The following is an 11,304-nucleotide window of genomic DNA, read 5'->3' on the forward strand; positions in this document are numbered from 1 at the left end:
CTACGACGCGGTCGTGGTCCGCGGCGCCGGACCGTTCGAGGAGCAGCTGCGCGCGGCCGCGCCCGACGGCATCGACGTCCTGCTGGACACCGTCGCGGGCGAGCAGCTCGCCGCCGCCCTCGCGGTGGCCCGCGCCGACGCCCGCTTCGCCCTCGTCGGCGCGCTCGCCACCCAGCTCGGCGGGGACGGCGGTACGTACTCCCCGGTCACCTTCGACGCCGGGACGCTCATCGCCCGCCGGATCACCCTGCGCGGCTTCGGGCTGCACGCCCACCCCGACCTTCCCGCGGAGTGGACCCGGGAGTTCGGCCGCGGTCTGCGCGACGGCAGCCTCACCTTCCCGCATGTGACGCTGCGGGGGATCGAGCAGGCGCCGCGCGCGCTGTGCGAGCTGACGCGCGGTGAGCACATCGGCGCGGTGCTCGTGGAGCTGTGAGCCGGGCCTGCCCGGAGCGAGGGCGGCCCGGCGTCCGCCGGACCGCCCGCCCGCTCAGCCGACCGCGGGGGCCGGGGCGGGGACGCTCGCCGCGGGCGTGACCGGCAGCAGCGACCACACATCGGCCAGCGCCGCGTCGTCCCACCACTCCGGTTCCTCGCACCCCAGGTGCAGCAGACCCACCACCACGGAGGTCAGCAGCTGCGCCGTGCGTCGCGGTTCGGCGTCCGACGCCGGCGGACCGTCGGTGCCCTGGGTCATCGCCTTGTCGAGGAAGAGCGCGTACCAGCGCCGCTCCAGGGCGGTGATGCCGAGACCCGGCGCGGTCTCCGGCCGCAGCCGCAGCCCGGCGCGCAGCACCACGTCGTCCGTCACCCGCCGGAACAGCACGGCGGCGAACTCCCGTACCGCGTCCCGCAACGGCCGCGGCGAACGGATCAGCACATCCTCCACCTGCTCCAGCGTGGCGAGGGCCGCATCACGTACCGCGAGGGTCAGCTCGTCCTTCGACGTGAAGTGGAAGTAGAGCGCGCCCTTGCTCAGGCGGGCCCGGCGGCTGATCTCGACCATGCCGGCGGCGGGCACCCCCTTCTCCAGAAAGGTCTCTGCGGCAGAGCGGATGAGCGCCTGGCGGCTCTGGATGGCGCGATGCTGCGTGGGCACGGTGTCCGTCCCGTCTCTCGTACGGCTGGCAAGCTCGTGCAGTGTACAGAGAAAACCAACCATGCGGTTCGCTATGCTTCCGGCGAATGGCCGAGATGCGTTCCGCGACGTCGTATACGGGCCCCTGGGCGGCCCTTTCGGCCCTACCCGCCGCCTCGCGCGCATGCCCTGTACCGCAGGGATGCCAAGGTTTTCGGAGGGGGGACGAGGGCGGTACAGGGGTGCATTGACAAACAGCGCAGACGGTTTTTAAATCTGCGAAGGCGGTAAACGGGACGGTCCCTTCCGACAACCGCCGCGACGGTCGCGTACCGCCTTTGGACAGTGGCACGCCCCGGCGAGACCGCCTCTGCCACCGTCGGTCTCGACCGCGGGCCGCCCGAACCAGCCGGGCCGGCGACGCTCCCCAGAGCCAGCACCCATCGGAATCCGGAAAGGTCACCAGACATGCGCGTATCAGCGGAAGTCGGCGAACGTCCTGTGAGAGGCGTAAGGGGCGCCGGCAGCGAGACGATCAGGGCAGCCGTCTTCGACCTGGACGGCACCCTGGCGAACACCCTCCCGGCCATCAGCAAACTCCTCGTCAAGGTGGCCGCCGAGCAGGGCAGCTCGGTGACCGCGCGGCAGGCGGCGTCCGCGGTCGGCAAGCCGCCGGGCCCCGCCTTCGGACGGCTGCTGGGCAAGCCCGAGGACGACCCGGCGGTGCTGGCCGCCATCTCCCGCTACCGCGAACTCTTCGCCTACGAAGTGCTCTGCCAGGGGGCGCAGCTGCTCTTCCCGGGCGTGACCGCGGGCCTGTCCGCGCTGCGCGCCCACGGCGTCCAGCTGGCCGTCGCCACGTCCAAGACGACCCGCAGCGCCGAGGCCCTGCTGGACGTGATGGGCATCCGCGACCTGGTCGGCCCGGTCATCGGCCAGGACATGGTCCGGCGCGGCAAGCCGCATCCCGAGATGGTGCTGCGGGCGGTCGGCCGGCTGGGGGTCGCCGCCTGGGAGAGCGCGTACGTGGGGGACACCGTGGAGGACATGCGGATGGCGGTGACGGCGCGCATGGAGCCGGTCGCGGTCACCTACGGCGTCGGCAGCTTCGGGGAGCTGGCCGGCGTCGCGGGCACCCGGATGTGCAGCACCTTCAAGGACGTCGTCTCGGTCATCGCCGCCGCCAGGCCGCGCCAGACCGCGGCGGTGGCACCCCAGCGCCGCCGCCGCTGACCGACCGCACCGGACGGCAGCGACGGGGGCGTCGGTGCCGGGGGAACCGGTGCAGGCACCGGAGGGGGAAGCCGGTGCCGGTGGCCGCCGCGGGGGCGCGGTGGTCACAGGGCCCGAGGGGGGTCACGGGGGGAAGGATCACCCGAGGGTGATCGGGGCGTCTGCGCGCAGGGGGGCGCGGACGCCCGGGGCGTGCCCCGTCGCGGGGCGTCCCGCCGGCGCACGATCCGGGGTGCCGGCAAAAGGGGGGCTTCGGGGAGCACGGGCGGGGGCTTACGGGGCGTCAGGGGGAGTGCCGTACGGCGCGCGCCCTACGCCACCGCGCGCCGTGCCGCCGGGCGCCCCTCCGGTCCTGCCACCCGTGTGCCGACGCGCCGGCACACAACGCCGCGCGGGTCCCGTCCGGCCCTCCGACAGGAGGGGAGAGGGCGGGCCGGGACCCGCGGGCGGAGCGACCGGCCCGACGCACCGTCACCCCGTGTCCGTACCGCCCTCCGCCGGGGCGTCCCGCAGCCGGAACCGCTGGAGCTTCCCGGTGGGCGTCCGCGGCAGCGCGCCGTGGAAGACGAACTCCCGCGGGCACTTGTACGACGCGATGGCCGACCTGGTGAAGGAGCGCAGCGCGTCGGCCGTCTCCTCACCCGGCGCCACCCCCTCCCGCAGCACCACATGCGCCACGACCCGCTGCCCGCGCTCCTCGTCGGGCCGCCCGACCACCGCCACCTCGGCCACGTCCGGATGACGCAGCAGCGCCTCCTCCACCTCGGGACCCGCGATGTTGTACCCCGCCGAGACGATCATGTCGTCGGCGCGGGCGACGTACCGGAAGTACCCGTCGGCGTCCCGGACACAGGTGTCCCCGGTGAGGTTCCAGCCGCCCCTCACATATGTGGTCTGCCGTTCGTCGGCCAGATAACGGCAGCCCGTCGGCCCTTGTACGGCGAGCAGCCCCGGTTCGCCGTCCGGCACCGGGCGGCCGTCCGCGTCCACCACCCGCGCCGTGAAACCGGGCACCGGGACGCCCAGGGTGCCCGGCCGGACCGCGTCGTCGGCGGCCGACAGGAAGATGTGCAGCATCTCCGTCGCGCCGATCCCGTTGATGATCCGCAGCCCGGTCGCCTCGTACCAGGCACGCCACGTCCCGGCCGGAAGGTTCTCCCCCGCGGACACACAGCGGCGCAGCGACGAGGTGTCGTACCGGTCCAGCCGCGGCAGCATCGCCCGGTAGGCGGTCGGCGCGGTGAACAGCACCGAGACGCGGTGCGCCGCGACATCGGCGAGCAGCCGCTCGGTGCCCCGCCACTCGGCCAGGTACGCCGAGGCCCCGGCCCGCAGCGGGAAGACGACCAGACCGCCGAGCCCGAAGGTGAAACCGAGCGGCGGACTGCCCGCGAACACATCGTCCGGGCGCGGCCGCAGCACCCGCGCGGAGAAGGTGTCGGCGATGGCGAGCACATCGCGATGGAAGTGCAGACAGCCCTTGGGGCGGCCGGTCGTCCCCGAGGTGAAGGCGATCAGCGCGACATCGTCGGCGGACGTCGGCACCGCCCGGTACGGCCCGGACGCGCCCTTGGCCAGCCGCCGCAGATCGTCCGCGCCGTCCCCGCCGAACGGGGTGATGCGCAGGCCGGGCACGGCGGCCGCGGCCAGGTCCGCCACCGAGCGGTGGTCGCACAGCGCGTGCCGCACCCGTGCGATGTCGCAGAGCGTGGCCAGTTCGCGCGGCCGCTGGCCGGCCAGGACGGTCACCGCCACCGCGCCCGCCTTCATGACGGCGAGCCAGCACGCCGCCAGCCAGGGCGAGGTGGGGCCGCGCAGCAGCACCCGGTTGCCGGGGCGGACGCCCAGCCGGCCGGTGAGTGTGTGCGCGAGGGCGTCGACACGGGTGCGCAGCTGCCCGTACGACCAGACCGTGCCGTGCTCGTCCCGGAAGGCGGGGCGGTCGGGGCCGTGGCGGGCGATGGTGCCGTCCAGCAGTTCGGTGCCGCAGTTGAGCCGGTCGGGGTAGCCCAGGTCGGTCAGCCGGGGCCACTGGGAGGGCGGCGGCAGCCGGTCGCGGGTGAAGGTGTCGGCATGGGCCGAAGGCCGTAACTCCATGGCGGATGTGCCCCCTTGCGCCGAGTCGGCCGGCGTCCGGCCGAGGGAGATTCGGGCTGACGGGCTGCTCAGGCCGGGACGGGACCGGGCGGACCGGCCTCGGGACCGGTCCGGCCGGCGCGAGGACCGGTCGGGGACTGCCGTACGGATCCGTCGTCAGCGTAACGTGTTGGTGACGGCAGTCAACAGACCGCGATAGAGGACCGCCACCAGGGAGCCGCCTCGTGACCGCATTCGCGCTGGGACCGCAGGAACAGCAGTGGTGCGCCCAACTGCGCGCCCTCGCCGCCGACACCTTGCGCCCCCTGGCGCACCAAGGCACCCCCGGCCGCGTCAACCGCCCCCTCGTCACCGCCCTCGGCGAACTCGGCCTGCTGCGCCGCCTCTTCCCCGGGAACGGCGACCCGCGTGCCCTGGACCTCTGCCTGCTGCGCGAGTCCCTCGCCCAGGAGTGCACCGAGGCCGAGACCGCCCTCGCCCTCCAGGGCCTGGGCACCCACCCGCTCGTCCAGGCGGGCACCCCCGAGCAGCGGGACCACTGGCTGCCCGACGTGGTCGCCGGGCGCGCCGTCGCGGCCTTCGCGCTGAGCGAGCCGGGCGCCGGCTCCGACGCCGCCGCGCTCACCCTCGCCGCCGAACCGGACGGCCCCGGCGCCTGGCGGCTGACCGGCGAGAAACGCTGGATCTCCAACGCCCCGGAGGCCGACTTCACCACCGTCTTCGCCCGCACCGGCCCGGACGGCGCCCGCGGTGTGACCGCCTTCCTCGTCCCCGCCGGGCGCCCCGGACTGAGCGGCGAACACCTGGACATGCTCAGCCCGCACCCGATCGGCACCCTGGTCATGGACGCCGTCCCGGTGACCCGCGCCGACCTCCTCGGCCCGGTGAACGGCGGCTTCGCCGTCGCCATGCGCACCCTGAACCTCTTCCGCCCCAGCGTGGGCGCGTTCGCGGTCGGCATGGCCCAGGCCGCGCTGGACGCCGCCCTGGCACACGCCGGCCGGCGCACCGCCTTCGGCGGCCCCCTCAAGGACCTCCAGTCCGTCGGCCACCAACTCGCCGAGATGGCCACCCGCACCGAGGCCGCCCGCCTCCTCGTCTACGCGGCCGCCGCCGCGTACGACAACGGCGCACCGGACGTCCCCCGACGCGCCGCGATGGCCAAACTCCTGGCAACCGAGACCGCCCAGTACGTCGTCGACGCCGCGGTCCAGATCCACGGCGCCCGCGCCCTCCACCGCGGCCACCTCCTGGAACACCTCTACCGCGAGGTCCGCGCCCCCCGCATCTACGAGGGCGCCACCGAGGTACAACGCTCCATCATCGCGAAGGAGCTGTACCGGGGGGTAGGGGAGCCTTCCTGACGGAGGAACGTGGGCCCGCCGGACACGGACGTCGCGCCGTGGTGCTACAGCGGGCGGCAGAGCACCGCATCGGGGGTCTCGCCCTTCAGCCACGCGCCGGTGAAGGCGATCCCGGCGACGTACTCCGTGGTGCCGCACTGGCCCTTGTAGTTCCCCTCGGCGAACTCCCCACCGGGGTCACCGGCCGGGCGGTTGTCGCCGCGGTCGAACCAGAGGGCGCGGCCGCTCGCCGGCAGGGGGCGGGAGGCGGCGGCGCACAGGACGCCCGAAACGGCTTGGCCGCGGACGCTGTAGCCGGTCATGAACTGTCCCTGGGGACAGCTGAGTTTGGTGTGGCCGACGGCCCAGTCGCCCTCCTGCGCGTTCCGCTCGTCCTTGACGACGGTGAACCCCCCGGTGGGTGAGGGGAGCCGGGGTGCGCCCGCGTCCGTGCAGAGGCCGCGGCCGTCGCGGTGGGAGAGGCCGACGAGCCGCTGGCCGTCCGGGCACACGCCCTTGCGGGCCCCCGGGTCCCAGTCGCCGCCGGCGCGTACGCGGAGCGACTGCACGGCGTCGGCGTGGTCGAGGTTCAGCATGTCCCAGGTATCGGCTGCCGGTACCTGACCGGTCCTGCCGGGGGCGGTGACAAGCCGGTGCCAGTCGGCGGCGCGCCAGTCGCCGCCGTCGAGGATGCCGGAGCGGTGCCCCTGGGGGTCGTAATCGAGCAGCTTCCAGCGACCGTGTCCGGTGAAGCCGACGAGCGGCCAGTAGGCGAAGTCCGTGTCGCCGGTGATCAGGTGGTCGACGAAGTTGCCGAACCAGGCCCGCGCCTGGGGACTGGTCTCGTCGGCGCCGATGCCGAACTCGCTGATCCAGACGGGGGCGGTGTAGTGCTGCCCGGTGTCAGCGGCGACGTAGAGGGCCTGACGGCGCAGGGTGGCGAACAGCTCGTCGCGCGGCAGTTCCTGGTAGCGCGGGTCATGCGTCTCGCCGGTGCCGGTGGCGCCGGTGTGGTGCGGTCCGGTGTAGCCGTAGAAGTGGGCCGAGTAGACGAGTTTGTCCGAAGCGACGAGCGTGTGGGAGAGGGTGCGGACCGGTTCCAGGGTGGGCCGCCGGTGGGGGAGCCCGTCGACCGGGATGCCCTGCCAGTTGATGCCCTCGACGACCACGAGAAGGTCGGGGTTGGCCTCGGTGAGGAGACGGTCGCCGAGGTGCTGGGTGGCGTTCCACCAGTCGTGGTCGTCGCCCCACCCCCAGTTGGCGTCGTCCGTGACGGTGCGCCGGACCTCGTTGTAGAGGTCGGCACCGACGACTCGCTTGTTGTCCTTGTAGCGCTTGGCGAGGAACAGCCAGTCGGCCTCCCACTGGGCGGTGGACTGGCTGGTGTTCCAGCGTTCATTGCCATCGAGGCCGCAGCAGAAACGGGAGGTGTTGGTGTGGTTGTTGAGCACGACGGCGAAGCCCTCGGCGGTCGTGGCGTCGATCACGGCGTCGAAGACCTGGAGCGGGGTACGCCCCCGGAGCCGGGGGTTGGCCGCGACCGAGGCGTCGGGGACGGGGCGCTGGTCGTGGAGCATCTCGTTGGAGAAGGGCAGGCGGATGCTGTTGATGCCGACGGCGCGGAAGTCGGCGAGGATCGTGTGCAGGGGCACACGGTCGAGGCCGAGGGGCAGCTGGTCGGACTTCTCGGCGTCGTGGTGGTTCGCGGGTTCGGCGATGTCGCCCGATCCGTTCCACGAGCCCTGAGCCCCCTGCCAGTTGGCGGACTTGAGCTTGAACCGGTCACCGTTCGCGTCGACGATGTACCGCCCCCGGGTGCTGAGGGGCGGTCGCCAGCTGTCGGTGGGGGCGGGGGCCGCCGGGGCGGGCCCGGTCGCGGAGGCGGGCGCCGCCGGTGTGCCGGCGGCCAGGAAGGCCACGGCAAGCACGGCCCCCAGGAGTGTTTTCTTCACGATGTCCTTCGGGAGGGTGAGGGGGAAACCGGCTGTGGGGGAGCGCTGCGGCGCGGGACGCCCACAGGCGCCGGCGGGCCGGGACGTGGCTGGTTCGGGGGAGGGCGCGTGGCGGGCGGAGAGGGCACGGTAGTTCCTTCTTCTTGCTCCACACGGGGACTTACCCGAGGTAACCACGGGTGTGTCACGCCGACAAGCTCTGCGTGGTACCGGCACTCCTCGGCGCGAGCGCGCCCGCGACGACGCGTGCGGGCCCGGTGCCCGGCCGATCCCCACGCCGAGACGTCCGCCACCGCTGCCGGTGCTTGGCGCACAGCACCGCTCATGAGGCGGATCGGGCGGCCGCGTGGGAGCATGAAGAGGTGTTCCCCCGCCGAGCAGGAGGCGGGAGGGGGCGAGATGGAGATCAAGCCGCAGGCAGCCGTTCTCCCCAAGGAAACGGACCTCGAACAGGGCAAGTACGGCCCCGTCTTCCCGAAGACACCGGCGTGCTACGGATTCACGATCGTCGCGAAGGTCAAACCAGGCCGGGCCGAGGCGATGCGCGAGTACGGCCATACCCTGGCCAAGGCGCTGGAGGGGGACCCGTACCTTCTGGCGCCGCTGAAGTTGCACTATCTGCGCTGGGTGCTCTTCGACGACGACACCCGTTTCATGTACCAGGGGATCTTCGACACCGATTTCGACAGATACACCGAGGACGCCATCGCTCTTTTCGGCAGGGCGGGGGTCAGCACGGCCTTCGAGAACCTCGAAGGATTCCCGGAGGACTGGAGGACCAACCCCGAGGCGTTCATCAGGTTCGTACGCGCGCACCATTGCCCGAGCTTCATCGAGTACGGAGAGTATCCGTTCGTCACGGCCGATGAGATCAAGAAGGCTCTGCGGATCAAGAACGCGTTGTCGGAGATGCTCGACCAATTGCAGTGAGATCCGGCTTTCGGGAGGGCGTGCCGCCGCGGACAGGAGAAGCGATGAGCGAGGTCAGGACCGCTCGTACGTACAACCAGAACCACGTGCCGCGCGCGTACGCCCCTGGTCGGCGGCGGGTGAGCGTCTACGTCACGTGGAGCTACCCGGCGGAGGCGGGCAGGAACCCGGCCGAGCTGGACAACCGGTTCTCCACCATGACCGAGGTCCGGCGGGTGGCCTGGCCCGCGTACGAGGACCCGGAGTGGTCCGACCCGTCGCGGTTCCAGCAGGGCATCGCCGGCTCGCTGGAATTGTTCTTCCGGGCCTGGGTGCCGTTCCAGCGGTTCGTCGAGGAGACCACCGGACACCCTGTCCCCGTGTACCAACGCGTCGACCAGGCCGGTGTTCCCGCCCCGCTCGACGAGCGGGTGCTGGCCGACACCGACACCTTGTTCGTGTTCGGGCTGGATCACACGGTCACGGGCCAAGAGGCCGGGCCCGGAGAGATCGAAGCGCTACGGGCCTTCCTCGGCCGGGAGGACGCACGCCTGGTCCTGGGGCCCCACCACGACGTCGGGGCATCGGAGGACCTGTCGGTCCGGGATGTGGAGTACCACCACCACGGAGATCCCCTGGTGCCCCGCCAGCAGCGGTTCGCCGGCTACGTCCGGGGCCTGATGCGGGGCCTGGGGGTACCCGTCGAGAACCGTTACGGACTGCGCCCCGCCGTGCGGGCGCCGAACCGGATCGCCCCGTTCACCGCGTTCAGGGACGCGGACACGAAAGGGTGGCTGGACGGAGTGACGAACTTCAACTTTCACCAGCATCTTCCGCATTACGCCGTGACGAGCGACGAGCCGGACGCCGTACGTGTGCTGGCCCGGCAGCCGATCGACACCTCGAAGCCGCATCCGTTCATTGAGGCCGGCAACACCGAGTTCACCATGTTCCTGTGGATGCCCCCGAGCGGTGAGCGGGCCGGAGAGGTGCTGCTGGCGGACTCCACGATCTTCAGCTCGCTGTTCGGCGGCGACGAAAGCCTGCGGAATTTCTGGCGGAACCTCGTCACGATGTAGTGATGCGAGGAGGCGGGGCCATGAGCGCGCGGACACCGGCCGTACTGGAGCTCGACGACATCCAGCGGGGGGTCCTCAGCCCCCGCCCGACCCCCTACGCGGCGACGTACCTGGGGTTCCGTGTCGATGACCGGGCGCAGGGGCAAGAGCTGATGCGGCGCGCGAGCGCGGTGGTGACCGCTGCCGCCGACTCGGTCAGTCCCCTGGGCGAGACATGGGTGAGTGTCGCGGTCACCTACCACGGGCTGGAGGCGCTGGGGGTGCCGCGCGCGTCGCTGGACACGTTCGCCTGGGAGTTCCGGCAGGGGATGGCCGCCCGGGCCAGGACGCTGGGTGATACCGGCGAGAGCGACCCCGCACACTGGGAGGCGCCACTGGGCACGCCGGACGTCCATGTGGTGTTCGCGGCGCTCGCCCCCGACACCGCACGGTTGGAGGCGGCCCTCGAACGGGCCCGCCTCGCCCGCGACCGGCTCCCGGGAGTGGCCGCGATCTGGCGCCAGGACTGCCGCGCGCTGCCCACCGGGACCGAGCACTTCGGCTACCTCGACGGCGTCAGCCAACCGGCTGTCGAGGGCAGTGGCATCGACGCGTCGAACCGGCTGGAGGTGCCGTTGAAGGCCGGCGAATTCGTGCTCGGCTACCAGGACGAGATCGGCGGGGTCCAGACCCCGCAACCGGAGGTGCTGGGACGCAACGGCAGCTACGCGGTCTTCCGCAAACTCCGTCAGCGGGTCGCCGCGTTCCGGCGTTACCTGCGGGACAACGCCACCGGCCCCGAGGACGAGGAACTGCTCGCCGCCAAGATCATGGGACGCTGGCGCAGCGGCGCACCTCTTGCGCTCAGCCCGCGGCACGACGCCCCCGATCTCGGTGCCGACCCGCACCGCCGCAACACCTTCCTGTACGGGCGGGACGATCCGGCGGGCTTCATCACGCCCAGCGGCTGTCACATCCGGCGGGCCAACCCCCGCGACGCGGCGGTGGCGGGTGACGTGCGGCTGCACCGCATGATCAGACGCGGCGCCGTCTATGGTCCGCCGCTGCCCGAAGGGGCCCTGGAGGACGACGGGGCCGATCGCGGTCTGATGTTCGCGTTCATCGGAGCCCACCTCGGCAGGCAGTTCGAATTCGTTCAGTCCCAGTGGATGAACGACGGCGTCTTCTTCGGCGGAGGCAGCGCCAGGGACCCCGTCACCGGATCTCATGACGGTGTCACCGGGTTCACCGTTCCCCGGCGGCCGCTGCGGCGACGTCTGTCCCCGCTGCCGCGGTTCGTCGTCACCCGCGGCGGCGAGTACTGCTTCCTGCCGGGCCTGAGGGCCTTGCGGTGGCTCGGTGGTTCAAGCGGCTGATCACCGCGCAGGGGCTGCACCTGTTCTTCTCCCCGAACCGCGATGAGCTGGAGTGGGCGGCCGATGCCGCGGACTGCGACGAGCGTCTGCCGGCGCTGCCGCCGATGCTGAAGTCGTACCGGCGTAGGGGATGTTTCCCGGCGCTGGAGGACGTCCCGGAGAGGGTGGTGGACTTCGTCCGGCGGGCGGTGGAGCGGCCGAGCGGGACATCCGCGCTGTTCCGCCGGTGGCGGAACACCGGCCGGACCGGGCTCGACG

General features: G+C 72.5%; 10 protein-coding genes. 7 read left to right on the plus strand and 3 right to left on the minus strand.

The window, feature by feature from the left end; translation table 11 throughout:
- Positions 1-436, plus strand: a 436-nt coding sequence (locus tag AC51EU_RS20820) for a zinc-binding dehydrogenase (protein WP_496268523.1), incomplete at its 5' end; no start/stop codon positions are given.
- Between the two features lie 54 nt (positions 437-490).
- Here the strand turns inward: AC51EU_RS20820 and AC51EU_RS20825 are convergent.
- Complete coding sequence (locus AC51EU_RS20825; protein ID WP_496268524.1) at positions 491-1,099, minus strand: TetR family transcriptional regulator; 609 nt, start codon at positions 1,097-1,099, stop codon at positions 491-493.
- Positions 1,100-1,579: 480 nt separating this feature from the next.
- On the opposite strand from AC51EU_RS20825, the gene AC51EU_RS20830 reads away from it, so the two are divergent.
- Positions 1,580-2,311: an HAD family hydrolase gene (locus AC51EU_RS20830; protein ID WP_496268525.1), complete on the plus strand. Its 732-nt coding sequence runs from the start codon at positions 1,580-1,582 to the stop codon at positions 2,309-2,311.
- Between the two features lie 471 nt (positions 2,312-2,782).
- On the opposite strand, the gene AC51EU_RS20835 is transcribed toward AC51EU_RS20830, so the two are convergent.
- Positions 2,783-4,408, minus strand: coding sequence for an AMP-binding protein (locus AC51EU_RS20835; protein ID WP_496268526.1), 1,626 nt, complete (start codon positions 4,406-4,408; stop codon positions 2,783-2,785).
- A 224-nt stretch (positions 4,409-4,632) separates the two neighbouring features.
- Between AC51EU_RS20835 and AC51EU_RS20840 the strand changes: the two genes are divergently transcribed.
- Positions 4,633-5,772, plus strand: a complete 1,140-nt coding sequence (locus tag AC51EU_RS20840; protein WP_496268527.1) for an acyl-CoA dehydrogenase family protein — start codon at positions 4,633-4,635, stop codon at positions 5,770-5,772.
- 44 nt (positions 5,773-5,816) lie between these two features.
- Here AC51EU_RS20840 and AC51EU_RS20845 read toward each other — a convergent pair whose 3' ends face one another.
- The gene (locus AC51EU_RS20845) at positions 5,817-7,703 is read right to left on the minus strand and encodes a glycoside hydrolase family 5 protein (RefSeq protein ID WP_496268528.1); all 1,887 of its coding nucleotides are present in this window, start codon (positions 7,701-7,703) and stop codon (positions 5,817-5,819) included.
- A gap of 354 nt (positions 7,704-8,057) precedes the next feature.
- On the opposite strand from AC51EU_RS20845, the gene AC51EU_RS20850 reads away from it, so the two are divergent.
- The 4 genes from AC51EU_RS20850 to AC51EU_RS20865 form a co-directional block, all read left to right on the plus strand.
- Positions 8,058-8,633: a hypothetical protein gene (locus AC51EU_RS20850; protein WP_496268529.1), complete on the plus strand. Its 576-nt coding sequence runs from the start codon at positions 8,058-8,060 to the stop codon at positions 8,631-8,633.
- A gap of 44 nt (positions 8,634-8,677) precedes the next feature.
- Complete coding sequence (locus AC51EU_RS20855; RefSeq protein WP_496268530.1) at positions 8,678-9,691, plus strand: hypothetical protein; 1,014 nt, start codon at positions 8,678-8,680, stop codon at positions 9,689-9,691.
- A 20-nt stretch (positions 9,692-9,711) separates the two neighbouring features.
- On the plus strand, positions 9,712-11,046 hold the full coding sequence (locus AC51EU_RS20860) for a Dyp-type peroxidase (RefSeq protein WP_496268531.1): 1,335 nt from the start codon (positions 9,712-9,714) through the stop codon (positions 11,044-11,046).
- Positions 11,022-11,304, plus strand: a 283-nt coding sequence (locus AC51EU_RS20865) for a hypothetical protein (protein ID WP_496268532.1), incomplete at its 3' end; no start/stop codon positions are given. The genes AC51EU_RS20860 and AC51EU_RS20865, both read left to right, overlap by 25 nt.

The organism is Candidatus Streptomyces philanthi, from assembly GCF_059553635.1.